The organism is Dactylosporangium darangshiense (assembly GCF_039537565.1).
GTDB lineage: Bacteria > Actinomycetota > Actinomycetes > Mycobacteriales > Micromonosporaceae > Dactylosporangium > Dactylosporangium darangshiense.
This window is the reverse complement of record NZ_BAABAT010000009.1, coordinates 272,829-296,314: the sequence shown is the minus strand read 5'-3', so window position 1 is coordinate 296,314 and position 23,486 is coordinate 272,829. Positions and strand designations below refer to the sequence as shown.

The following is a 23,486-nucleotide window of genomic DNA, read 5'->3' as shown; positions in this document are numbered from 1 at the left end:
GGTGAGCATCTTCGCCGTCAGGCCACAAGGGTGCCGCCGTCCACGACAGAGACCGTGCCGGTGACGTAGTCCTGGTCCATGAGGGCCAGGTACGCCTTGGCGGCGTCCTCGACTTCCGCGACCCGGCCCAGCGGAAGTCCCGCGGCGGTGGTCCGATACATCTCGTCCTGGTCCTTCTCGCTCATGCCCGACCACAGCGGGGACCGGACGACCCCGGGCGCGACGGCATTGACCCGGATCGGAGCGAGCTCGACCGCGAGAGAGCGCACAACGGAGACGATCGCCCCCGAAGCCGCCGCACCGAGGGTCCAGCCAGGTCCGCCTTTGAACGCAGCGGTACCGCTGGTGAGGGTGACGGAGCCGAACTTGGTCAGGTGCGGGACGGCAAGACGGACCGCGTCCAGGGCGTGCACGAGCCGCAATGCAAAGAACGCCGCACCGGCCCGGACGGTGTAGTCGGCGAGCATGGTGCCGGCCAGGGGGTCAGCGGCTGTGTAGGCGAAGTGGTCGAACGAACCTGCTTGGTCGAAGAACGCCTCGAGCGACTCGGTGGAGGTCGCATCGACGACCCGGCCGGTGGTGGACTCGGGCAACTCCGCAAGGGCGCGCTCCACGGAGGCGGGGTTGCGCGAGCCGATCACGACGGACGCTCCGGCGCGGGCGGCGGCGCGGGCGGTGGCAAGGCCGATGCCGCTCGTGGCACCCAAGAGCACGATGCGGGTCTTGTCGTTGACCGCCATGCCTTCAGTGTCCTGCGACGGCGGCGGTGTCGTCCATCACCCCGCGCCCTACGGCCATACACCCTGGCCGGTTGCGATGTGCGGAACGCCGAAGTGAGACGCGATACGGGACGGCCGGTTCGGTCCGTTCGGGTGACAACGCACTGCCTCGGATTTCACCCGATCGCCCAGGCTATTTTCACGCGGAGCCGACGTTCCGGGATGCCCGGCGTGCGACGTTGGTTGCGCAAGCATCGCGAAATTGCAGGATAGAGGCACAGATGAGATTCGCCAAACGTCTCGGCATGTTCGCGCTCGCCGGGTTGCCCGCGACCGCGTTAGCTGTAGGAGTGTTCGCTCCCGCTGCCCACGCTCAGACGCTGCCCGAGGTCACCATCGACCGGACGGGCACCATTTCCAAAACGGGCGCGGTAACGATCTCAGGAACGTTCAGGTGCGCCACCGGCACCGCCACTCTGGTCCTGGACGGCCTGATCACCCAGAGCGCAAGTTCCGGGTTGTTCAATTCCACACTGGTGCCCAATCCCGGGGACCGTAAGGCAAGATGCGACAATCGGCCGCATCAGTGGAGCAGCGGACTCTACCTGACCAGCGGCAGTTTCCGGCAGGGCAACGCGTCGATTCTCGCCACGGTCTATTACGGCGCGAACTGCCAGACCGGGCCCGGTTGCAACGCTTCCCCGTCGTTCACCGATACGGTACGGCTCACGAAACGTGGCCATGACCATGAACATGAACATGAACATGACGATTAACGGCCGGGGGGGTCGGCGGGTCAGCTGCTGAGGGCGGCCCGCCGACTCACGGCACCAGCACGCGCTCGACCTGGGCGTCGCCGAGCATGACGCTCACCCTGCTGCCGTGGTGAACCCAGTTGCCGGGGTTGTTGAACACCAGATAGTACGTGACGCCGGTCTTGTACGGGTCGGTGTGCGAGTGGTCCATGAGCAGCTGGTGGACCACCAGACCGGACTCCTCGTCCACGACGGCCGGTGGTGTGGCCGGGTCGTGCAGGGTGTTCGCCCGCTCCGGGTCGACGACCTTGAAGCGCAGATCCACCAGGCCGCCGTTGCCGGTCACCGCCACCTGCGTGATCTTCACGCCGCTTCGCTGGACCAGGCCGTCGGCGGTGACGACGGGTCGTTGCCAGGACACGGGGACGTTGTCCGCCGTCCGGTCCGCGGCACCGTCGGCCGTGTGCGACAGCCACAGCACCAGCCCAGCGACCACGATCGCCAGGACGATGCCCGCGAGCCCGCCGACGAGGCGTGCGCGGCGGCGTCCCCAACGCCGCCGCGCCGGGGGCGCCGAGGTCGGTCTGAGGGCGGCCGGACCGGTCATCGGTTGCCTCACATCAGGGGTGGATGAACGTCAGCATGCCGCCGCCCGCCGCCGGGGCCGGGCTCAGCCCGGTCTGCGGTCCATTGGTGACATGCTGCTGCCGGTTGTACAGCGGGAAGCCGTGCGTGCTCGGCGCCGAACCCGACGGCACGGTCGCGATCGCGTCCTCCGTCGCGCCGGCCGGGATCGTTTCGGCGTTGGCATCCAACGGGTTGTTCAGCAGCCGCGCGTCCCGGGCCACGACCCGCTCGTGCATGCCGAGCAGCAACATCGTGGTGTTGTCATAGCCGGCATTGAGGTACCGCAGCAGCACCCGCTGTCCCGCCGACGCCGTGATCGGCGCCGTTTCCGGGTAGGCCTTGCCGTTGATGAGCCAGAACGTCGCCCGATAGGCATGCATGTCGAACGTGTCGGGTGCGGCATTGAAGCCCGGGTCGATCGAGCTCAGGACGAGCAGAGCCTCGACGTCGTACGCGGTGGTCGCGGTGTCGTAGGCCTGGTTGGCCGTCAGCGGCCGGACGATCAGCGCGCCGGCGACGCCCATGGCCGCCTGACGCCCGGCGCCACCGCCGCTCTGGTACAGATACGTCCCGGGCCTGTTCGCGGTGAAGGAACGCGTCACCGTCGCGCCGGCGATGGCATCGGTGGGACCGGGGGTGAAGTCCACACCCGGGATCTCGAACGACAGCGTGTGGCCGGCCGGCAGGGCGTTCGTGACGCTGATCGTCACGGTGTCCCCCTCGTTCACGGTCAGGACCGGGCCGGGCGCGCTCGCGGTCGCCGTCGAACAGTCACCCGGCGTCGACGGAACGCCGAATCCCCAGATCGGGACGGTGACCGGGCCGGGCACCGTCACCGTGCCCGGCTTGGCGCACAGGTTGATGGACACCGGTGCGGCCGAGGCGCCGGAACTCGGCAGTCCGAGCCCGGCCGCGGCCAGGGCCAGCACGATCAGTGCCCTGGTCGCGTTGTTGAGTGCGGGTGCACGCATCGCCAGTCTCTCCTTAGCCTCGCCGCTGCTCATGGCGCGTCGTAGACGAGCGCCAGCAGGTTGCCCCACGTCGAGAACGTCCCCGGGTTCGGGCCCGTCCAGCGCTGCGTGTGGACCAGGACCCGGACCTGACCGGTGTTCGCCCCGGTGCCGATGTAGGCGTTGGCCGAGCCCGGCAACGTCCACGTCGAGCTCACGTCGGTCGAGCCGACGCTCAGCGGCTGCGCTGGCGGCGGCGGCAACGTCACCCACCCGCTCGAGGTCGCGGTCGAGCAGCCGGCCGCACCCGCGATCGTCCAGTCACAGATCTTGACCGTCTGCTGCGGCAGGTTGCCGGTCATCGCCGTGCACGTGCCGGCCGTGGTGGTGGCGCAGTTCTCCCCCTTGTATGTCACCTTGAGGTTCTGCGCACCGGCCGGGAGGTTCGTGAAGCCCGCGTACCAGTCGGTCGCCAGCGCCGTGACGGTCGCGCCGCTCGCGTGGGTCGCCGCCGTCGTACCGAGGGTCCCGCGGGCCACCGTCCAGGTGGTCGTGCCTTGCCCGCCCGTGACCTGGAGTACCTCGTTGTCGATCCGGACGTAGTAGGAGCCTGCGGCCGGGAAGCCCGCGGCCGAGGCGACCGTGACGGTCGTCTGCCCGGCGCTCGTCGCCGCCGTCGAGGTCGTCGTCCTCGGGTTCACCATGTAGTACGCGGTGTCGTCACCGCCGAGGTCCCCGACGGCGCCGCCCTTCAGCACGCCGCCGACGAGGTTCGTCGATGTCGATGAGGCGAAGCAGCCGCCGGGCGGGTCGACCCGCAGCAGGGTGGCCATGCCACCGAAGCCGGCGTCGAAGTTGGCGAACTCGTTGAGGGCGTGGCTGTGCCACGGGAAGTACCACTCGCCGCAGATGTTCTGCGTGACGACCCCGGTGGGCAGGGTGCCCTTGTAACCGAGGTAGGGGCTGCCGCCGTACCACGTGTTGCTGTCCTTGAAGGTCACGTTGCGGTAGTTGGGCGGGGGCACCGGGAGCTGCTTGGTGGTCGGGTTCCAGTTGTCCTGGTCATCCCAGCGCAGCAGGAAGTCCTGGGTCTGGCCGGAAGCGATCGTCTCCCCGAAGTGCTCGGTCGAGGCGGCGGCGCCGCCGGGGCCGAGCAGTGGCCGGCCGTCCTGGGCGATCTGGGTCGTGTGGTTGCCGTGCGGGTGGAACGGGTGGTTGAGCGCGCCGGCATTGATCATTCGGATGAGGGCCGGCTGCGGGTTCGTCGCGGAGTTCGGCTGGATCCGCACGAGCGACCCGTACGGCTGCTCCGGCAGCAACGCCGAGCCGTTGTCCTGGATGGTGTCGGGGAACTCCCGGCCGTTGACCGCGAAGTACCGGGCACGCCGGCTGTTGATGTCGTACGTGCCACCCGTCTCGACGGCGTGGTGCAGGTCCGGGTCGATCTCGCTGAGCAGCAGCAGGTACTCCCGCGACGCGTCGAACTGGCTCGTCGTGCCGTAGGCGTAGTTGGGCCCGGCGCTCGGGCGGACGATGAGTGCGCCGTAGAGCCCCATCTCGATCTGCTTGCCGATGTCGGAGCCGCTCTCGTAGAGGTAGGTGCCGGGGCTGCCGGCCGTGAAGGTGTACGTCACGGTCCCGTTCGTCGCCGCCGCCTCGGTCGTCAGCAGCCCGGGCGCGCCGCCGGTGGCGGTCACCTGGGCGTCCTGGCCCGGGAAGACGATCGACGCCGGTTCGGCCAGGTTGTTGGTGAGATGGACGACGACGGTCTCGCCCTGGGTCGCGCACAGCACCGGCCCCGGGCTCTGGAAGTGGCCGTTGTCCGGCGCGTCGGCGTTGGCGTAGCTCCACATGAAGATGCTGTTGCCGTCCGGCGTACTGACGTAGCCCGTCTTCGCCACCAGGTTGAACGTGTGGGTGGTGCCGGAGACGGTGCCCGGGTTGCACACCATGCCGACCCTGGGCGCACCCGGCGGAAGCGCGTAGGCGCTTTCCGGCACGAGCACGGCCGAGCCGGCGGCCACCAGAACGACGACCGCCAGCCGCCGGGCGCTCTGCATCATCTTGGCACGCTCAGGCATAGGTCTGCCCCACCACGGTCTGGGCCGGAAGTGCGTTCTGGTACACCCGAACCTCGGTCATCATCCCGCCGGCCCCGGCGGCACCGTGGTTCGACAGCTTCCGGTAGTCGCGGTTCTTGAAGGAGTACACGTTGTAGTTGCCTCTGGCGTCCACGCCGGACGGCCGGGCCGCGTCGTATCCGGGCGCGTCGAAGAGCACGTCGCGCGCCTCGCCGGGCCCGAGGTACAGGGTGTTGGTCCAGTACGAGGTGTCGACGCCGCCCTTGCGAAGCAGCGAGGCATCCTGGCCGATCACGTGCATCGGGATGCCGGGCAGTTGCATGGCGTGCTGCTGGTAGCCGAGGTTGGCCAGCCGCAGCAGGGCGCGGTCACCCGGATTCACCTGGATGAGCGCCGAGTTCGGCTGCGACACGTCGGGACTGCCGCCGTAGTTCGGGTTGGCCGTGGCGATGCCCGATGTGGTGCCGTTGCCGTCGTTCGGCAGCACGGTCTGCGGGTAGCAGCGGCCGTTGAGGGTGAAGAACTGCGGGTCGTAGTCCGTCATGATGAACTCTTGGATGTCCCGGTCGGCGTCGTGCTGGCGCTCGTCGATCTCGTCGAGCAGGATCGCGAAGTGCCGGTCGTAGCCCGTCGAGCCGTCACCGTCGTTGTAGGCGAACGTCGTGAAGGTCTTGCCGCCGAAGGTCCTGGCGGTGCCGTCCTGGGTCGGCCGCACGAACACGATGCCGGTCATGCCCATCTGGACGTGCTCGACGTCCTCGAAGTGGCAGTGGTACATGTAGGTACCTTCACGGTGCGGGCGGTAGAAGTACGTGAGCTGCTTGCCGATCGGCACCGCCACCGACACCTCGGGGACGCCGTCGTTGAGCGGCGACGGGATGTCGAAGCCGTGCCAATGGATCGTGTGCGAGTCGATCAGGTCGGGCCGCTGCACCAGGCCGAGGTTGGTCAGCGTGATCCTGATGTCGTCTTCCTGCTTGAAGTCGAGCATCGGCGCCGTGTGCTGGGCGTGCCCCTTGTAGGCAGCCGACAGCTCGCTGACCGTCTTCGTGGGATCGACCTGGACAAATCCGAAGATGTACACCGGTGCCGCCCGGTTGGGCATCGTGATGTACCCGTCGGTGGCGACGAGCGAGAGCGTCGGCGGGGTGGCCGCCTCGACGCGTCCCGCGCCGAGGAAGCCGCTCCCGCCCAGGTCGGAGCCGACCAGCCCACCGGCCGTGACGGTGCCCGCCACGCCCCAGCCGACCGCTCTGAGGAACTCTCTGCGCGTCGAGGTTCGCGCCGTGGTGCTCACATTGGTCTCCTCAACGAACTCGCGCCAACTAGGGCAGGGTTACTGCTATGCCGAGTAGTTCGTCCGCGCCGAGATCCCACGGCGTGTTGGAACGGGTCGACCGCAACGTCGGACGGGAGTCCCCGTCGATGTCCCCCGGAATCCCGGTCGGCGCCGCGAACACGGTCGCGCCGCACGCGGTCAGGTTCGCCGGGACCGGAGTGTTCGAGCAGCGCACGCCGCCGTCGATCGCCGGCGAGGCGGGCAGGATGTGGTAGTTGCTGGTGAGCCCGACCGGCGGGTCCCCACCGGTGATGGTGACCGCGGCGGTCTGCGGGTCGAGCCGTGACCCGGACACGGTCAGCTCCGCCGTGACCCCGATCGGGTTCAGGAACAGCGGGTCCGCGCTGATGTTGCCCTGGTTCGCCGGCGGGGCGTGCAGCACGCCGTCCGGACCGAGCATGGTGCTGCCTGCCGTCAGGTCCGAGTAGCGCGGGGTGAAGGTGTCCGCGTTGTTCGTGGTCCCGTGGACCTCGAAATCGATGGTGCCGTGCGAGACCAGCGTCGCGCCCGGGCCGGGTTGGCTCAGGGTGTACGCGGTGTTGGTCCAGAAGATGTTGTTGAACAGCGCCACCGGGTTGGAGAAGTCCGGCCGGGTGGCCGCGTTCGGGTACTGCGCCGCGTAGCGCGGGTCGTTCTGCCAAAGCGTCTGGTCGTTGGCCTCCGAGGCCAGCGCCGCCGAATGCGGCAAGGCGTTGGAGCTCTCCGACGAAGCGGTGGAGACGTTGTTGGCGATGGTGTTGTTGACGATGGCCACCTTGGACGAGTCGTCGAGCGCGATGGCCCCGCCGAGGTCGGCCGCGCCGTTGTCGGCGATGATGTTGTTGCGGATGTTGATGGGCTGGTCGACCGCGTCGAGGACGAAGATCGCGCCGCCGTCGTCGCCGGTGTAGTTGCCGGCCAGCACGTTGCGGTCGACGTCGACGTTTCCGGAGCCGTCGCCGAGGCTGCCGCCGCCGACGGGCAGCTGGGACTGGATCGAGATCCCGGCGCCCGAGTCGACCGCGTCGTTGTAGTAGATCTGGTTGTCGTGGATTCGGCCGCCCGGGCTCAGGCCCCAGTGGGAGATGCCCGCGCCGTACTCCACGCCGAAGTTCGAGCACACGACGTTGTTCGCGACCTCGTAGGCGTTGGAGCCGTAGAAGATGCCGAGGCCGCCGGAGCGGGTCAGGCCGCCGTTGCCGATCATGCGGTCGTTGGCCACCCTGACGTTGTAGTTGTGCGCGCCGACGTGGTTGCTGACGCCGGTGACCGGGTTGGTGTCGCTGTAGGGCGCGCCGATGCCGATGCCGCCCGCGAAGATGCCGGCGTTGTTCTCCAGCACGTTGTTGGTGAGCTGGGTGTTGTTGGCGTAGGCCTGCAGCTGGATGCCGCCGGCCCCCTCGCCCTGCCCGGTCATCAGCGCGAGGCCGTCGACGCGGGCCTGTGCGAAGGAGGCGGTGATGCCGGTGCCCAGGTCGTAGGCGCTGGTGGACTGGGCGAGCATGGTCAGATCGGCACCGCGCAGCACCGGGTGGTTGGCGTCGACGCCGACGTACGGCCCGTGCGCTGCCACGGTCGCGTCGAAGGTTGGGGTGTTCTCGGTGAAGTAGCGACCGTCGATGACGGAGCCGACGACGTGGAAGCGCGGATCCTCGGGGTCGCGGGCCTGCAGTTCGTGGGCGCCGATGATCCCGCCCGCGCCGCGGCCCTGGATCTTCAGCGGCTTCCAGACCACGACGTTCTCGTTGTAGACGCCGGGTGACAGCACGAGCAGGCTGCCGGCCGCGGCACTGTCGATCGCGTTCTGCAGGGCGTGCGCGTTGACCCCGGTGATGGCCGGCGCCGGCACGTTCACCACCGGCGGGTTGTAGGCGACCGTGTTCGAGCCGCTGCCGTTGGTGCCCAGCACGTGCAGGGTGATCCCGTTGACGCTGGACACGCCGCCGTTCGCGTTTGCCGTGGTGATCGTGAGCTGTTTCGGACCCGGCCGGAACTCCGGGCTGGTGGACAGCACGGGAACGTTGATGACGATGGTGTCCGGTGTGGTCGCGTTTCCAGGCGTCCAGCTGACGATCCCACCGTTGCCACGCGTCAGCGTCGTGACGGTGCCACTGCGGTTGTCGGTCAGGGTTGCCCGGACGCCGGTGGCATCGGTGGCGGTTCCGGTGGTGCCGATGAAGTCCGCCTGGATGGTGATCTGCCGGCTGCCGGTCGCGGGCACCACCGGGGACGAGACCTGCAGCACCTCGGGCCGCGCGGGGACCGCCGGGTCCTCGCATGCGGTGCCGGAGATCGGGTCGAGCGGCGTGTCAAGCTGGTCGGTCAGGCCCGGCCAGACGTCCCACGCGGACGTCGCGGTCAGCAGGTTGGGGTTGTAGCCGGGGTTCGGGGCCGCCTTGGTGCCGGGGTCGTCCACCTTGACCAGGTACATACCGGGGCAGGGTCCCTGCGGGATCGGGCAGTTGAACGTCTCGGTCGAGGGCAGCAGTACCTCGTACGTGCCTTCCGGGCTCGTGTACACCGTGGTGAACAGCCGCCAGTTGTCCGGGCTGTACGGGGCGTTGACGTTCGGCACGGTGTCCACGCGAGCGTAGATCCCGACCGGGATGCCCCCGATCGGCCGCGGCTCGCCGTACCACATCGACTTCTGGTTGCGCTCGAAGTAGATGTCGTTGGAGACCAGTCCGATGAGCCGGCCGGGCGCCGCGACGTCTCCGGCCCTGGTGTCGCTGGCGTTGGTGCCGTTGGGGTCGGTGTTGAAGTTCGTCATCATGTTGAAGTCGGCGTTGGCGTTCTGGCCGTTGGTCAGGACCACCAGTCGCTTGTCGCACAGCGGGGCGTGTGCGCCGGCGACGCCGTAGTAGACGCTGCGCTGCACCAGCGTCGACTGGTCGATGACGTGATCGTCCCCGGCGCAGGGCGGCGGCGGGATTGCGGGCGTGAACTGGTTGCCGAGGTCGACGTTGACGTCCTCCTCCTTGACCGGACGGTACAGGCATCCGGCGCCGTCGCCCGGGATGGCGCCCTTCACGGAGCTGACGTTCTTGTAGCCGGAGGTGTTCGCCGGGTTGCAGGCACGGCTGTCGGTCGTGTCCTTCGGCATGACCACGTGCGTGATGTACGTGCCGGCCACGAGCGGGTGGTCGCCCGGATCGGAGCCGTCCCCGCACAGCCCGGTCGCCGTGTTGAAGGCACCGTTCGCCGTGGGACAGTAGTCGGCGAAGGCGTAGCCGCCGTCGAAGGCGCCGTCCTTCGTCTGCTCGCCGGTGATCGGCGTCTCCAGGCAGTTCGGCCCGACGTCCGGATTGAGGGTGGTGATGGGCGCGCCGTTGGAGTCGGTCACGGCGCAGCTCTGGGGCGGCTGCTGGGCCGCGTTCGGGTGCTGCCAGTGGTCGGTCACGTACTGGTTCAGGATGACGTCGTCCGCCGTGTTCGGCTGACCGTCCGGGCCGAGGCCCTCGAGGTACACCGTGACGTCCGGAATGGCCGGCTCGTAGTCCTCGTGCGCCTGGAATCGCGCGTCGAACTCGTTGCGCGTGGTCGCGAAGTACGTGATGCCGACGATCTGGCCCGGCGTGCCCGCGGGATAGTCCCGCTTGCCGAAGTCGACCGTCGCGCGGTGGCCTTCGGTCAGCAGCTGGTTGCTCAGCAGGCCGCCGCCCTGGTTGGTGGGGACACACGGATTGGCCGGTACGGCGGGCGGATCGACCGCGCAGGACGGCGTCACCGCGCCCGTGTGCTCGTCGTGGATGGACGGCCCCGGGTAGGCGGAGAAGCGGGCGAAGCCCTGCTCGTTGATGATCCACTTGCCGAGCGGGCCTCCCTCGGCGGTCGGGTACTCGTAGTGCCCGGCCGGGTCGGTGAAGGTGGCCTCCTTGATCGAGCCGTCCCGCCACCGCTGATCCATGTCGGTGTTGGCGATGGTCGGCTCGCCGGGATCCTTCTTCCCGTTGTTGTTCAGGTCCTTGTAGACGGTGCCGTCCAGCCAGCCGAACCAGCGCGACACGCCGACACCGACCTCGCCGTTGGGGTCGGCGTCGCGGACCTCGACGCTCTGGCCGGCGGCCACGGTGACCGGCAGGGTGCGGATGATGTAGCTGAGCTGCTCGTCCCAGATGGCCATGTTGTACGTGCCGGCCGGCACGTTCTGGATGTCGAAATGGCCCTGGTCGTCGCCCTGGCCGACATAGACGGTGCGGTCGGTCGTGCTGTCGCTCAGCGCGACGAACGGGTTCTGCACCGGCTCGCCCAGCGTGAGCACGTCGAACGGCGGCCAGCCCTGCCAGTTGCGTGCCGTGCCGGTGATCTCGCCCGTACCCGGGGTGGCGAACGGCGTCGGCGCGCAGACGAAGCCGAACCAGTACGCGGTACGCGCGGTCGGCGGCTCCCACAACTGCTCGCCCGGCGCGCCCGTGCCGTCGCTGCCTTCCTCGACACCGGCCTGCAGCTGCAGGCCACCGTCGATGGTCGTGGTCTGGTACCACCGGCTGGAGGGATCGCTGTTGCAGGGCGCGTCCGGTGCATGCACATCGATGAAGTACGTGGCCGGTCCGAGGTCGTTGATGGTGACCAGCCCGTCCGCGGCCGTCAGGCAGGTGCCGCCGCACAGCGGGTTGTTGTTGTAGTCGACCGAGACCTCGCTGTGGGTCTGCTCCTCCAGCCCGACCCGGAAGCCCTGCAGCGCGTCCTCTTCGGTGTCCGGGGCGCCGTTGGTCCAGGCGCTGTCGTTGAAGGCGAAGACCCGGATCTTGCCCAGCGGCAGCGGATGGGCGTCGCTCTGCTGGGTGAGCTCGATCAGGGCGTTGAGGGTGCCGTCGGTCGCGGCGTCGCCGGGCAGGCTGATGTGCTTGCCCCACATCTTGTGATCCGGCGCACGGACCGAGATCAGGTACCGTCCGGGCGGCAAGTTGACGGTCTTGCGCGCCTCGTTGCCTTCGCGCACGATCGGGCTGTTGCTCTCGGTCGTCACGTACTTCGGGAACGGGTCCTTCGGCTGGCGCGTGGCGGGGTCGACAAAGCGCGTGTTGTCGACGTTGATGATGTAGTTGAAGTGCGGCAATGCGGTGTGCGACACGAAGTCGCGCGCGTCCACCGTGACCGCGCAGCCGGCGGCCGGACATGCGGTGGCCGCCTGCGCCGGGGTGGCGAGCACGGCGAGTGCCGCGACGGGCGGGAGCAGACCGCCGACCAGGGCAAGGACCGCCGCGCGAGTGGTGAACCTAAGGCGGATCCGGTCCAGTCGCAGCCTGGGCGGCAGGAAGATCGGTTCGGACAGCGGTCGCGGGCGGCTCGGCCGGCGAACGTCCGGCTTCGCCGCCGCCGTGCCGGACCGTCCCGGCGTCCACACCGCCCAGGCCCTGCGTAGCGCGTCCGTGATGGTGTGGCTCGTCCGCTCCCTGTGCATCGGCTTCACCTCTCCACGCGCGATGCCTCCGCAGGTGCCCCTGCATCACGGGGAGTATGTCGCCGGGACCGGTCCGCGCAGCCCGTTCATGACAGCTCTGTCATGTGCGTGTCATGGGGCGGTCACGAATGACCGCGCGATGACATGCACATGACAGAGCTGTCATCTGACTGGACCCGGCGATCCGTTCCGTCCTACGTTCCGGCTCGGCATCCAGACCATCCGCTCGGCGCCATTTCGCGCCCCGCTAGCAGGCCAGGAGGCGGGTCCCATGCGTGGTTTCCGCTGCGTCCTGGGTGCCGCCGCGGTGCTCGCCGGCGTCGCCCTCGCGCTGGCCCTGCCCGCGCGACCGGCGGCCGCTCATGCCGGCCTCGTCTCCTCGCAGCCCGCCAATGGCGCGGTCCTCACGCAGGCACCGGATTCGGTCGTACTGCGCTTCAGCGAGGGCATCGCGCCGCAGTTCAGCTCCGCGCGGCTCGTCGACAGCGCCGGCCGGCCGGTGGCCGGCACCCGGGTGGCGCCCGAGCGGGCCGGCACGGACGAGCTCGTCATGTACCTGCCGGACGTCGCGCCGGGCACGTACGGCGTCATGTGGCGGGTCCTGGCCGAGGACGACGGGCACACCACCAGCGGCGTCATCGTCTTCGCGGTCAACCACCCCGTATCCGGCACCATCGTTGCCGACAGCGGCCCCGGCACATCTGCCCGGCCGCTGGATGTCGCGCGCCGCTGGGCCGGCCTGTGCCTGCTGGCCGGGCTGATCGGCGGGCTCGCCGTCGCCGCCGTGGTCCTCGCACCGGCGCTGCGCCGGGCGGTGACGACCGATCCGGACGGACCGCTCCCGGTGGCCCTGCGCGCCGCCCGGCACCGGGTCCTCACCGTCGCGGCGGGCGGCGCCGCGCTCGGGACGGTCGTCGGCATTGCCGAACTGTCCGCGGAGATCCACCGGTTGGCGGAGCCGGGCGCGGCACCGGCCGCAGCGGTCCACCTCGTGACCGGTACCCAATGGGGCCGCCTCTGGCTCGCGCGCGTGACCGTCCTGACCGCCCTGTCCGTGCTGGTGTCCGCGTTGCGGGCGCAACCGTCCGCGAGCACCATCCGCGGCCGGGTGCTATGGCCTGCGACGGCGGCGCTCGTGCTGGTGATGGTGTCGCTCGAGGCGCTGGGCGGCCACGCCGGCGCGCTCGGTTCGGGGCGGTCCGCGGCCGTCGTCGTCGCGGCCCTGCACATCCTGACGGCCTGTGTCTGGCTGGGTGCGGTGGCGTCGCTCGCGGTGGTGCTGTGGCCGCGCGGCGGGGACGGCGCCGCACGCCTGGCGATGCTGCGGGAGTGCCGTGAGCCGTTCACCCAGCTGGTGGTGCTGAGCGTCGGGCTGGTCGTGGCGACCGGGCTGTACAACGCCGGCCGGCAGGTCGACTCCGTCGACACCCTGCTCGGATCGGCCTACGGCCGGGTACTGCTCATCAAGAGCGCCCTGCTGCTGGTCGTCGGTGCGACGGGGTTGGTCAACTCGGCCCGCCTGCACGGCCGGGTCCCCTCGAGATGGGGCGGGCGAGCCGGCGCAGCGACATCGCCGCCGCGTCGGCTCGTCGCGGTCGAGGCGGCGGCCGGCATCGTGCTGCTGTTGGTCGTCGGCCTGCTCGCCGAGACTCCCCCGCCGCGCCCGACCGACGACGCGAGCGCCTCGTCGGAGGCGACACTGACCCTGGCCGGCGCCGCGGACGACGTGGAGGTGTCGGTCCTGGTGACGCCGAACCGGGCCGGCGTCAACGCGTTCACCGTGCTGGCGGAAAGCCGGCGCCGGCCACCGCCGGCACCGATCGACGACGTCACGCTCGAGCTCGACGTGGGCGGCACGACCGCCGCGATTCCGCTGCAACAGCTGGAGACGGGCCGCTACTTCGGCACCGCCACCGTCGACGGGGCCGGCCCGGAACGGCTCACCGCCGTGATCCATCGCTCCGGACAGCAGCTCCCGGTCACCGTCAACGGGTGGTTGTTCCCGCCGCCCGGCACGCAACCCGAGACGGGCGGTCAGCTGGCCGCGACCGTGAACCCGCTGGCGGGGACGCTGGCGGAGGCGATGCTCGCAGTCGGCCTGTTGTGGCTGCTGTCGGCGCGGCGCCGCCGCCGCGCCGGCACCCCGGCCACGCCGGCCGAGACAGACCTGGAGGGTGTCCGATGAAGCGTGCGATCCTGGTCGTCACCGTCGCGCTCGCGATGATGCCGGTATGCGGTGCAGGCCCCGCCGCGGCCGCCCGCCCGGCCGAGCCGGCGCAGCGGCTCGTGCAGGCCATCGTCGTGCTCACGGCGCAGGTCGATCCGAGCACCGTCAAGGCCCCGAACCGCCGGCAGCGCGGCGCCACGCTGGAACGGACCCTGCGCGCCACGGCGGACACCGCGCAAAAGAGCGTCCTCGAGCTGCTGCGCAAGCGGCAGGCGCAGGGACTCGTCACCACGATCGATCCATTGTGGATCTTCAACGGCATCAGCGTGACGGCCGCCCCGTCGGTCATCCGGGAACTGGCCGCCCGTCCCGACGTGCGCAGGATCGATCCCGAGGTCACCATCCAGGCACCCGTGCTGCCCAGGGCGACGGCCACCGCCGAAACCGGTCCGCCGCCTCCCGAGCCGAACGTGGCGCTCGTCAACGCTCCCGCGCTGTGGAACCTCGGGTTCCGCGGCCAGGGGGTCGTGGTGGCGAACATGGACACCGGGGTCGACGGCAGCCATCCCGACCTGGCCGGTCGCTGGCGGGGCGGCAACAATAGCTGGTACGACCCGTATGGTCAGCACCCGACGGTGCCCACCGACGTCAACGGCCACGGCACCGCGACGATGGGCGTCATGGTCGGCGGCGACGCCGGGGGCACCTCGATCGGCATGGCGCCGGATGCCCGGTGGATCGCCGTGAAGATGTTCAACGACCGCGGTGCCGCGACCTCGACCGCCATTCACCGTGGCTTCCAGTGGCTGCTGGACCCGGACGGCAACCCGGACACCGCCGACGCACCGGACGTGGTCAACGACTCGTGGACGTCGTCGGCGGGCGGCTGCAACCTCGACTTCCAGCCCGACCTGGCCATGCTGCGGGCGGCCGGAATCCTGCCGGTGTTCTCCGCCGGCAACTACGGCCCGACCGCGGGCACGGTGCTCAGCCCGGCCAACAACCCGGAGGCATTCGCGGTCGGCTCCACCGACCTGGCCGACGTCATCGACCCGTCGAGCAGCCGCGGGCCGTCGGCCTGTGGTCAGCCGGTCGTCCCGCGCGCGGTCGCGCCCGGCGTCAACGTGCGGACCACCGACCTCTACGGCCTCTACACCACCGCGTCCGGAACGTCGCTGGCCGCGCCGCACGTCAGCGGGGCGCTGGCCCTGCTGCTGAGCGCGTTTCCGGACCTGCCCGCCGACCGGCAGGCCGCCGCGCTCGAGGGCGGCGCCGCGGACCTCGGCCCGGGCGGCCCGGACAACGACTACGGCTACGGCCGGCTGGACGCCTTCGCCGCGTACCAGTGGCTGAGCACGATGCCCGACTTCACGACGTCGGTATCCCCCTCGACGGCGACCACGACACCCGGCGGAACCGCCACGTACACCGTTTCCGTCGCGGGCGTGAACGGCTTCACCGGCCCCGTCACCCTCAGCCTCGCCGGGCTCTCCGCCGCGCAGGCCACGTGGAGCTTCACCCCGGCGGTCATATCCGGCGGCAGCGGCAGCGCCCGGCTCGACGTGACCACGGCGGCCGGCCTCGCACCGGGTTCGTACCGGCTCACGCTGACCGGCACCAGCGGCTCGACCCGCCGCAGCGCGTATGCCACCCTCGTGATCCCCGCTCAACCGAACTTCACCGTGGCCGTCGCACCCGCTTCGGCGACCGTGCCGGCCGGCGACACCACGACGTACACCGTGACGGTCGGCGCCCTCAACGGCTTCACCGGCAACGTCGGGCTGTCACTCACCGGCCTGCCGGGCGGCGTGGGCTCGTCAGCGTTCAACCCGACGTCCGTCGCCACGGCGGGCAGTTCCCAGCTGACCGTCACGACGCTGGCGACGGCGCCGCCCGGCACCTATCCGCTCACGGTCACCGGCACGAGCGGTTCGCTCAGCCGTACCGCCACGGTCATGCTCACCGTCACCGCCCGGGACTTCACGCTCAGCGCGAGTCCGTCCGCGGTCACGGTCTCGCGCGGCCAGACCGCCTCGTACACCGTTTCGGCCGGATCCGTGGGTGGCTTTGCCGGCAGCGTCACGCTGTCGGTGACGGGTCTGCCGGCCGGCGCGTCCGCGACCTTCAGCACGAACCCGGTCGGTACACCAGGCACCTCGACGCTGCGGGTGCGCACCACGTCGTCGACGCCACGCGCCTCCTTCACCGTCATCGTGATCGGGACCGCCGGAGCGTTGGTACACCAGGTCCCCGTGACCTTGACGGTCCGGTAGCCGGGCCGATCACCGACCCAGCCATTTGGAGGTCATGTTCTCCGCGGGCGTCGCACCGGGTACGCGGTGCGGTGCGGCCGGTTCATCGCCCGATGAGTCCTGTGGGAACCACAGCGTGACGCTGGTGCCGACGCCGGGCTCACCCCGCAGCGCGATCCGTCCGCCCCACGCTTCAACCACCGTCCTGACGATCGCCAGGCCCAGCCCGGTGCCCGAAATGCTGGGCAGCGGGCCGGTGGCGGCGGTCAGCGTCGCGGCCTGCTCCGGGCTCATCCCGGCCCCGGTGTCGAGCACCTCGATCGTCCAGGCGTTCGGCCGGCGCGCCCCGATGATCTCGATCCGGTCGCCGTCGGCAGTGAACTTCACCGCGTTCTCCAGGAGGCAGTCCAGCGCTGCCTCCAGCCGCTCGGGGACGACTGCCGCCTCCCCGACAGCCGAGCGAGCGCTCCAGATCCGGTTCGCGGTCGGCGCCCAGCGATGCAGGGCGCGGCTGAGCTCGGCGTCGATGTCGGTCGGATGCCGTGCCACCGCGGCGCTCATCTGCATGAGGGTCACCAGCCGGTGCGTGATCCTCGACAGCTTGCCCAGTTCGTCGAGCACGATCTCCGCGTCTTCGGCGACGCGTGGCCCGCCCCCACCGTCGCGGATCAGTTCGGTGTAGCCCCGCGCCACCGTGATCGGGGTGCGCAGCTCGTGTGACACGAGCCGGACGAACAGCTGCTGCGCCTCGGCCTGCCGGCGGTCGTGCTCGGCCAGTTGGGCGACCCGCGAGAGGGCCCGCTGACGCAGGCGGACGTGCCACACCATGACGCCGAACACCGCTGTCATCAGCGGGACCTCGGTCGTCTCCTCCCAGCCGATGTCGCCGGTGCCGGCATGATGGATCAGGATCCATCCGGTGGTCACCGCGACGGTGAGCAGGACCGCCGTCATGCCGAGCGGACTCCACGCGGTGAAGCCGTACACGATGGACAGGCCGATCCAGACCAGGTGGAACGGAACCGTCTCCTTGCCCGGGTACAGGTACATCAACACGAGGTTGGCCGCGGAGACCACGGCCCAGGCGACGAGCAACAGCCGGCGGCGCTTCGAGCCCTCAGTCTGATACAAATCGGTATCCGACGTTGCGAACAGTCTCCACTCGCGCCGCGGCGCCCAGTTTGCCGCGCAGCCGCCGCACGCAGACATCGACCACGTTGCTGCCCGGGTCGAAGGACAGCCCCCAGACATCGGCCAGCAGCTCCGAACGGCTGCACGCCTGACCGGCTCGTTGTATCAGGTGGCCCAGCAGCAGGGCCTCGCGCAACGACAGGTCGACCCGTCGGTCCGCGACCAGCGCCAGGCGTTGCCGGATGTCCAGCTTGACCCGTCCCGCGACAAGCCACGGTCTGCCACCCGGGACCGGATCACGCATGCGGGCCCGCACCCGCGCCGTCAGCTCGGCGAGCGCGAACGGCTTCGATACGAAGTCGACCGCACCGGCATCGAGGCACGCCACTCGCAGGCCGACCTCCATTATCGCGGAAACCACGATCACGCGCTGGCCGGGGCGTTCCTCGATGACGCGACTCAGCACCTCCGTGCCGTCCATGCCGGGAAGCATCAGGTCCAGCAGGAGCAGGTCGAAATTCCGATCGAGCGCAATGGCCAGCGCGTCCAGGCCGTTGTACGCCCGGTCGACCGAAAACCCGTCGGCCTCGAGGGCGCGCGAAACGAGACGGGCGATCCGCTCGTCGTCCTCCACCACCAGGACCCGTCCCACGGAAAACCCCCGTCGGCGACCATGAACTCCCAGGTGTCTGCGCTGCTCACGCGCAACCTATCGACAATCCGTCAGCAAACCAATACCTTCGTCACGACGATGAACGATTCGGCCGAACGGCTTACCCTGTTCGCCGGACGGCTATCTGATGATGCGACTCTCCACGATGTCCGCGGCGATTAGCGCAGCCGATTCTCCAGGCGCGTCGATGATCATACAATTGCGACGCTTCACGACACCGGAAAAGAGTCGTCAGCTCGGCCGCAGGGCGGCGAAGACCTCGGGCCAGTTGGCCGGCAGGTTGTCGACGATGAATCGCTGGTACAGCGTCATGAACCGCGCCGCGGCCCCGCTCACCTCGGCGCGGTCCGAGCCCAGAGCCGCCAGGCACTGATCGAGGCAGTCCCAGTCCTCGCGATCGCGCTCCCGCACGCCCATCGTGGCGAGCACCGCCTGGACGGCCTCGTCCTCGAAGAACGACTCGTCCCACGCCGTCGCCGCGCCCATTAGGTAGATGAGCTGCGAACTGGGCGACAGCCGTTGCGCCGCAAGGCTTTCGCTGTCGTAGGTGCGATGCTCGTCGTCACCGACGATGCCGGACATCCCGACCGACGAGTCGACCAGGTCCCGCCAATAGGCGACGTCGTGTTCCCCGTCGGTCTGGAGCATGTACCTGCTCGCGAACTCCGCCATCCGTGCCGGGTCCTCGATCAGCGGCGAGACCGCCGTGTCCATGCTGTAGTCGAGCCCGAAGAACCACCGGCGCCCGTCGACCACCATGGATTCGATGCCGCCCACCTGACCCTCACGGTCCGCGATCGGGTTGATGTCTTCCATGACCGGCGAGCGTACCGGTCGCGGTTGGCACTAGCGGAAATAGGTTTGCTGTGGAAACCTATCGGCATGACCAATGATGCGGTGCCCGCCGGCGCTGATCCCCGTCGGCTGCTGTCGGAGGCGCGCGGCCTCGCCCGCCGAGTGCGGGTGGACCAGCGGGTGACCTGGTTCGCGCTGCTCGTGCTGGCCGCGGCGACGTTTGTCGGGATCCCGTTCGACCGGTACTTCTACGTCTCCCACTGCACCGGCACGGGCGCGTGCGAGTTCTGGCGTCGCGGCGTGCTGATCTACTGGCCGCCGGCGCTGCTGCTGACCTACATCGCGATCGCCGTCTGCTACGTGCGGGTCGCCCGGGCGCGGGGGCTGGGCGCCCGGGTGCTGCCGTACGCGATCACCGGCATCACACTGACCGTGCTGTTCACCGCCGCCTGGATCGCGGCGCGCCTGTACCTGCCGAGCCATCCCCGCCAGAACCCGTTCCCGTACTGGGTGATGGTGCTGGACCGGCTGATCGCGCCGTGGGGCACGATCGGGGTGGCGCTGCTCGTGCTGGCCCGGCTGGAGCGCAACCTCGGGCTGCTGGTGTTCACCCTCGTGTACCTGACCGTGGCGCTCGTGCCGATCGACCTCGGCTGGCACTGGGGTAGCCAGGAAGGCACATGGTTCCTGTCGCAGCAGTGCATCAACGGCACCGTGCTGCTGCTGGGCGCGATCGGCTTCCGGCTGGCCGACCGGCGGCGCAGATGACCGCCGAGACCGGGGCCCCGGACCCGGACGAGCCCGCCCACCCGGTCAACGGGCTGGACGAGGTCGTGCACCAGCGGGTCCGGCTGGGCATCCTCACCATCGCGCACGAGGCCCGCCGGGCGGAGTTCGGATACCTGCGCACCCAGCTGGACCTGACCGCCGGGAACCTCTCCAAGCACCTGAGCGTGCTGGAGGCGGCCGGGCTGATCGAGGTCGAGAAGGGGTACGCCGGCAAGCGCGGCCGCACCTGGATCACCCTCACCGCAGCCGGGGACACCGCGCTCGCCGACGAGATCGCGCGGCTCAAGCTGCTCATCGCCCGAGTCGAGACCACAGACGCTCCGGAGGACCGATGACCACCGCACTGACCCGCCGGCACCTGCTCGCGGCCGCGCTCGCCACCGGGGTCGCCGTGCCGCTCGGCGCCGGCCGCGGGTCGGCGGCACTGGGCGCTTCCGGCCCGGCCCGGCTCACGCTGCCCCCGCCCACCGGGCCGCACCCGGTCGGCACCGTGTCGCTGCACCTCGTCGACCGGTCCCGTCCGGATCCGGTCGCGGGCCCGGGACACTTCCACGAGCTGATGACCAGCATCTGGTACCCCGCCGGCCGCGACGCCCGGCGCCGCCCGGTGGCGCCGTGGATGACCGCCGCGCCGCTGCGCGCGCTGCTCGCGGCCAACGACTTCGCCCCCGACGTCGCGGCGGCGCCCCTCACCGCCGGCCATGAGGGAGCGGCGGTACTGCAGACCCGCGACCGCCTGCCCGTGATCCTGTACTCGCACGGCGCCGGCGGCCACCGTTCCGAGACCACCATCGTGGTCCAGGAGCTCGCCAGCCACGGCTACGTCGTGGTCACGGTGGACCACACCTACGACGGGTACAGCGAGTTCCCCGACGGCCGGCTCACCGTCCCCGCCGACGAGCTGTCGTTCACGCCGTGGGACCACGCCCACGACGTCCAGTTCGTCCTCGACCGCATCGAGGACCTCGCCGCCGGCCGCAACCCCGACGCCGGGCGCCGAGCGCTGCCGACCGGCCTGGGCGCCGCGCTCGACCTGCGCCGCATCGGCATGTTCGGCTGGTCGAAGGGCGCGACCGCGACCGCCCTCGTCATGAACCAGGACCGCCGCGTCCGGGCCGGGCTCAGCTTCGACGGCCCGATGCAGTCGGGTCCGCCGCCCGCCGGCCTCGACCGGCCGTTCATGCTGATGACCGCGGAGTTCAACCGGGCCGCCGAGCCGAGCGTCGAGCAGTTCTGGTCGCAGCTGCGCGGATGGCGGCTCAACGTCCAGGCCGACGGCGCGCTGCACGGCGCGTACTGCGACCACCAGATGCTGATCCCGCAGCTGGCCACGATCGCCGGCATGAGCGACGAGGACCTCGCCGCCTGGGTCGGCACCCTCGACCCGGGGCGGGCCGTGCGAATCCAGCAGGCGTACCCGCTCGCGTTCTTCGACCTGCACCTGCGCCATCGGCGGCAGCGCCTGCTCGAAGGACCGAGCAAGGCCTTCCCGGAGGTACGGTCCATCCCCTGACCGACGCCGTGCGCGAGCTGTGCCGACTCTCCGGGCTGCCGGTGCCCGACACGGCGACCTTGACGATGGCCGGCCAGGTGATCTGGCCGGGACCCGCACCGGCTTGAGCCCGACGTCGGGCGGTCATGGGATGTTCACACCGGGCCGGTCGCGCTACATACTCGTGGTCATCGATATTCATCTCGGTCGCCGACCCTGGCGGCCGGGAGCGTCGATCCACGAAAGGTAAGCGTTGGAACACGTGTCATCGCCGCGTCGTCGGGCCGTGTCCTGGGTCGTGGCCGTTGGGGCCGCGATCGGGGTCCTGCTGCCCGCGACGGCGGCCTACGCCGATTCGCTGCCCAACCTGCCGCAGAACGCGGGAGGCTACGAGCAGTCGTTCTCGCCCGCCTACGACTACGACACCGACGGCTGCTACGCCGTCGCGGCCATCAGCCCTGCCGGCACGTTGAATCCGGGGCTCAACCCCACCGGTGCCCTCAACGGCAACTGCCGCGACCAGTCCGACCTCGACCGGTCGCAGACCTACGCCCGGTCGAAGTGCAACAACGGCTGGTGCGCGATCGTGTACGCCAGCTACTTCGAGAAGGACCAGGCGCTGCCCGGCGTCAGCTGGGGCGGCCACCGCCACGACTGGGAGCACGTCATCTCCTGGGTCAACCAGGCGACCAACCAGGTCGAGTACGTGACCACGACGCAGCACAGCAGCCAGGTGACGTACCCGCGCTCGCAGGTGCGCTTCGACGGGTCCCACCCCAAGACCGTCTACCACAAGGACGGCGCGTCGACGCACTTCTTCCGGCTCGCCAACAGCAATGACGAGCCGCCGGAGAACCACTACCACAACTGGCGGTACCCCCCGCTGGTGGACTGGAACGGGTGGCCCAGCACGGAGCTGCGCGACCGGCTCATGACCGCCGACTTCGGTGCCGCCACGATCAAGATCAGCGACGGGCGGTTCGAGTCGCTGCTCGCCGCGTCCAAGCCCGCCGGGATCGCGTTCGACCCGCAGGGCTGAGCTCCGCCACGGCCGCGAGGACCGGCTGGTCCTCGCGGCCCCCGCCCTACTCGGGCATCTCGGGCACGATCAACGCGAGGCGCGCCAGCATCGGCACGAGCAGCCCCATGTCGAACGGCGCCGGTGCGCTCGTCGGGCGCGCGGAGGTCGTCAGCGTGACCTCGACGTCGCGGCCCTGCGGCACACAGACGATCGAGACGACGTTGTACACGGCGCATTCGACTCCGCCCACGAACGGGTCGACCACCGCGCACGCCACCTGCGGGCCCCGGGAATCGCACAGCCCCTCTGGGAGCCTGGTGTCCACGTAGACGGTCCCGGCCCAGGTGCCGTAGGTGAACGGGCGCTGGTACGTGTAAGGCCCGCGTTGATGCACCGGCCCGTCCGTCTGGCGCCCCTCGGGCTCTCCTGGGTACCAGTGCAGGCCCTGAACCGTCGCCGGGAGCTCGCGGTCGAGCCAGGCATCAAAGTCGCGCTGGTACGGCAGGTAGGTCGGGCCCGGCGTCGAAGTCATCGTCGCCTGCGCGTTGTCCCCGCCCGGCGGCGCCGGCATGACTGCCGCGAGCGCGAGCACCGTCGCGACCCCCGCCGCCGCCCCGCCACTGGCCAGCCATCGCCGGCGGCGACGCGTGCGATCCTGGTCGGCCATGATCCACTCGACGTCGACCGTGCTGGGCGGAGGGGTACCGATGAAGTCGTCAAAGAGTTGCTGGGTCATCGCGTCTCCCCCATCGCCGCGGCGAGGCTGCGCACCGCTTCGAGCGCCCGCGCCGACTGGCTCTTCACCGTGCCCGCGGAGATGCCGAGGACGTCGGCCGTCTCCTCCACCGAGTAGTCGAGGTAGAACCGCAGCACCACGACCGCGCGCTGCCGCGGGCCGAGCGAGGCGAGCAGCCGCCCGAGCCGGTCCCGCTCGGTGATGCCGTCGACCTGCTCCAGTGCGGTCTCGGGCAGCCGCTCCTGCACCTGCTCGCGGGCCCACGGGCGCCGCCGCTCGTCGAGCCAGACCCGCGTGAGCGCCCGCTGCGCGTAGGCGTCGCGATTCTCGACCACCGAGGCCCGGTTCCAGTGCGTGTAGAGCTTCCCGACGAGGATCGCCACGATGTCGTCGGCGGTGTGCCAGTCCTGGCACAACAGGTATGCGGTGCGCCGCCATCGATCCATCCGGGCGCCGACGTACGCCCGGAAGTCGTCCGCATCGCCGTGCCGCATGCGGTCTCCTCTCTTTCCCGTACAACGGCAGCACCGCCGCAGAGGGTTGCACGGAGCGTCATGGGCCTCGCCAGCGTTACAC

General features: G+C 70.3%; 19 protein-coding genes. 8 read left to right on the top strand and 11 right to left on the bottom strand.

Going from position 1 to position 23,486, the window contains the following annotated elements; all coding sequences use genetic code 11:
* Positions 1-17 precede the first annotated feature (17 nt).
* Positions 18-740: an SDR family oxidoreductase gene (locus tag ABD901_RS19840; protein WP_345128571.1), complete on the bottom strand. Its 723-nt coding sequence runs from the start codon at positions 738-740 to the stop codon at positions 18-20.
* Between the two features lie 260 nt (positions 741-1,000).
* Here ABD901_RS19840 and ABD901_RS19835 point away from each other — a divergent pair, with 260 nt between their 5' ends.
* A complete protein-coding gene (locus ABD901_RS19835; protein WP_345128570.1) occupies positions 1,001-1,495 on the top strand; it encodes a DUF6299 family protein in 495 nt (164 codons plus the stop codon).
* Between the two features lie 46 nt (positions 1,496-1,541).
* Here ABD901_RS19835 and ABD901_RS19830 read toward each other — a convergent pair whose 3' ends face one another.
* From ABD901_RS19830 to ABD901_RS19810, 5 genes are read right to left on the bottom strand one after another with little or no spacing between them, the layout of a single operon-like run.
* Positions 1,542-2,081, bottom strand: coding sequence for a hypothetical protein (locus ABD901_RS19830; RefSeq protein WP_345128569.1), 540 nt, complete (start codon positions 2,079-2,081; stop codon positions 1,542-1,544).
* 13 nt (positions 2,082-2,094) lie between these two features.
* Positions 2,095-3,072, bottom strand: coding sequence for a multicopper oxidase domain-containing protein (locus ABD901_RS19825; RefSeq protein WP_345128568.1), 978 nt, complete (start codon positions 3,070-3,072; stop codon positions 2,095-2,097).
* Positions 3,073-3,101: 29 nt separating this feature from the next.
* Entirely contained in the window at positions 3,102-5,132 is a 2,031-nt protein-coding gene (locus ABD901_RS19820; RefSeq protein ID WP_345128567.1) for a multicopper oxidase domain-containing protein, read from the bottom strand.
* Positions 5,125-6,429, bottom strand: coding sequence for a multicopper oxidase domain-containing protein (locus ABD901_RS19815; RefSeq protein ID WP_345128566.1), 1,305 nt, complete (start codon positions 6,427-6,429; stop codon positions 5,125-5,127). The genes ABD901_RS19820 and ABD901_RS19815 overlap by 8 nt, the downstream gene beginning before the upstream one ends.
* Positions 6,430-6,457: 28 nt before the next feature.
* A complete protein-coding gene (locus ABD901_RS19810; protein WP_345128565.1) occupies positions 6,458-11,854 on the bottom strand; it encodes a hypothetical protein in 5,397 nt (1,798 codons plus the stop codon).
* A 271-nt stretch (positions 11,855-12,125) separates the two neighbouring features.
* Here ABD901_RS19810 and ABD901_RS19805 point away from each other — a divergent pair, with 271 nt between their 5' ends.
* Both ABD901_RS19805 and ABD901_RS19800 read left to right on the top strand, forming a co-directional pair.
* Positions 12,126-14,039: a copper resistance CopC/CopD family protein gene (locus ABD901_RS19805; RefSeq protein ID WP_345128564.1), complete on the top strand. Its 1,914-nt coding sequence runs from the start codon at positions 12,126-12,128 to the stop codon at positions 14,037-14,039.
* The gene (locus ABD901_RS19800) at positions 14,036-16,294 is read left to right on the top strand and encodes a S8 family serine peptidase (RefSeq protein WP_345128563.1); all 2,259 of its coding nucleotides are present in this window, start codon (positions 14,036-14,038) and stop codon (positions 16,292-16,294) included. The genes ABD901_RS19805 and ABD901_RS19800 overlap by 4 nt, the downstream gene beginning before the upstream one ends.
* Positions 16,295-16,303: 9 nt before the next feature.
* Here the strand turns inward: ABD901_RS19800 and ABD901_RS19795 are convergent, their stop codons facing one another.
* Together ABD901_RS19795 and ABD901_RS19790 are read right to left on the bottom strand one after the other, a co-directional pair.
* Complete coding sequence (locus ABD901_RS19795; protein ID WP_345128562.1) at positions 16,304-17,404, bottom strand: sensor histidine kinase; 1,101 nt, start codon at positions 17,402-17,404, stop codon at positions 16,304-16,306.
* Positions 17,391-18,056: a response regulator transcription factor gene (locus tag ABD901_RS19790; RefSeq protein WP_345128561.1), complete on the bottom strand. Its 666-nt coding sequence runs from the start codon at positions 18,054-18,056 to the stop codon at positions 17,391-17,393. The genes ABD901_RS19795 and ABD901_RS19790 overlap by 14 nt, the downstream gene beginning before the upstream one ends.
* 33 nt (positions 18,057-18,089) lie before the next feature.
* Here ABD901_RS19790 and ABD901_RS19785 point away from each other — a divergent pair, with 33 nt between their 5' ends.
* The gene (locus tag ABD901_RS19785) at positions 18,090-18,239 is read left to right on the top strand and encodes a hypothetical protein (protein WP_345128560.1); all 150 of its coding nucleotides are present in this window, start codon (positions 18,090-18,092) and stop codon (positions 18,237-18,239) included.
* A gap of 69 nt (positions 18,240-18,308) precedes the next feature.
* On the opposite strand, the gene ABD901_RS19780 is transcribed toward ABD901_RS19785, so the two are convergent.
* Positions 18,309-18,893 (bottom strand): hypothetical protein, encoded by a 585-nt coding sequence (locus ABD901_RS19780; RefSeq protein ID WP_345128559.1) that lies wholly within the window; start codon positions 18,891-18,893, stop codon positions 18,309-18,311.
* Positions 18,894-18,959: 66 nt separating this feature from the next.
* On the opposite strand from ABD901_RS19780, the gene ABD901_RS19775 reads away from it, so the two are divergent.
* From ABD901_RS19775 to ABD901_RS19760, 4 genes are all read left to right on the top strand, one after another.
* Positions 18,960-19,640 carry a hypothetical protein gene (locus tag ABD901_RS19775; RefSeq protein WP_345128558.1) on the top strand — a complete coding sequence of 227 codons (681 nt, stop codon included), beginning with the start codon at positions 18,960-18,962 and terminating at the stop codon, positions 19,638-19,640.
* Entirely contained in the window at positions 19,637-19,996 is a 360-nt protein-coding gene (locus tag ABD901_RS19770; protein WP_345128557.1) for a transcriptional regulator, read from the top strand. The genes ABD901_RS19775 and ABD901_RS19770 overlap by 4 nt, the downstream gene beginning before the upstream one ends.
* Entirely contained in the window at positions 19,993-21,174 is a 1,182-nt protein-coding gene (locus ABD901_RS19765; RefSeq protein WP_345128556.1) for an alpha/beta hydrolase family protein, read from the top strand. Before ABD901_RS19770 ends, ABD901_RS19765 begins: the two co-directional genes overlap by 4 nt.
* Positions 21,175-21,439: 265 nt before the next feature.
* Positions 21,440-22,192, top strand: coding sequence for an NPP1 family protein (locus ABD901_RS19760; RefSeq protein WP_345128555.1), 753 nt, complete (start codon positions 21,440-21,442; stop codon positions 22,190-22,192).
* Positions 22,193-22,238: 46 nt separating this feature from the next.
* Here the strand turns inward: ABD901_RS19760 and ABD901_RS19755 are convergent, their stop codons facing one another.
* Both ABD901_RS19755 and ABD901_RS19750 read right to left on the bottom strand, forming a co-directional pair.
* Entirely contained in the window at positions 22,239-22,910 is a 672-nt protein-coding gene (locus ABD901_RS19755) for a hypothetical protein (protein WP_345128554.1), read from the bottom strand.
* The gene (locus ABD901_RS19750; protein ID WP_345128553.1) at positions 22,907-23,404 is read right to left on the bottom strand and encodes a SigE family RNA polymerase sigma factor; all 498 of its coding nucleotides are present in this window, start codon (positions 23,402-23,404) and stop codon (positions 22,907-22,909) included. Before ABD901_RS19750 ends, ABD901_RS19755 begins: the two co-directional genes overlap by 4 nt.
* Between the last annotated feature and the right edge of the window lie 82 nt (positions 23,405-23,486).

What these genes read in the sequence shown, in the direction of transcription:
- ABD901_RS19750 (WP_345128553.1), bottom strand. Translation starts at nt 23,404, where the DNA reads ATGCGGCACGGCGATGCGGACGACTTCCGGGCGTACGTCGGCGCCCGG.
- ABD901_RS19825 (WP_345128568.1), bottom strand. Translation starts at nt 3,072, where the DNA reads ATGCGTGCACCCGCACTCAACAACGCGACCAGGGCACTGATCGTGCTG.
- ABD901_RS19800 (WP_345128563.1), top strand. Translation starts at nt 14,036, where the DNA reads ATGAAGCGTGCGATCCTGGTCGTCACCGTCGCGCTCGCGATGATGCCG.
- ABD901_RS19770 (WP_345128557.1), top strand. Translation starts at nt 19,637, where the DNA reads ATGACCGCCGAGACCGGGGCCCCGGACCCGGACGAGCCCGCCCACCCG.
- ABD901_RS19775 (WP_345128558.1), top strand. Translation starts at nt 18,960, where the DNA reads ATGACCAATGATGCGGTGCCCGCCGGCGCTGATCCCCGTCGGCTGCTG.
- ABD901_RS19780 (WP_345128559.1), bottom strand. Translation starts at nt 18,893, where the DNA reads ATGGAAGACATCAACCCGATCGCGGACCGTGAGGGTCAGGTGGGCGGC.
- ABD901_RS19755 (WP_345128554.1), bottom strand. Translation starts at nt 22,910, where the DNA reads ATGACCCAGCAACTCTTTGACGACTTCATCGGTACCCCTCCGCCCAGC.
- ABD901_RS19820 (WP_345128567.1), bottom strand. Translation starts at nt 5,132, where the DNA reads ATGCCTGAGCGTGCCAAGATGATGCAGAGCGCCCGGCGGCTGGCGGTC.
- ABD901_RS19830 (WP_345128569.1), bottom strand. Translation starts at nt 2,081, where the DNA reads ATGACCGGTCCGGCCGCCCTCAGACCGACCTCGGCGCCCCCGGCGCGG.
- ABD901_RS19765 (WP_345128556.1), top strand. Translation starts at nt 19,993, where the DNA reads ATGACCACCGCACTGACCCGCCGGCACCTGCTCGCGGCCGCGCTCGCC.
- ABD901_RS19810 (WP_345128565.1), bottom strand. Translation starts at nt 11,854, where the DNA reads ATGCACAGGGAGCGGACGAGCCACACCATCACGGACGCGCTACGCAGG.
- ABD901_RS19835 (WP_345128570.1), top strand. Translation starts at nt 1,001, where the DNA reads ATGAGATTCGCCAAACGTCTCGGCATGTTCGCGCTCGCCGGGTTGCCC.
- ABD901_RS19840 (WP_345128571.1), bottom strand. Translation starts at nt 740, where the DNA reads ATGGCGGTCAACGACAAGACCCGCATCGTGCTCTTGGGTGCCACGAGC.
- ABD901_RS19805 (WP_345128564.1), top strand. Translation starts at nt 12,126, where the DNA reads ATGCGTGGTTTCCGCTGCGTCCTGGGTGCCGCCGCGGTGCTCGCCGGC.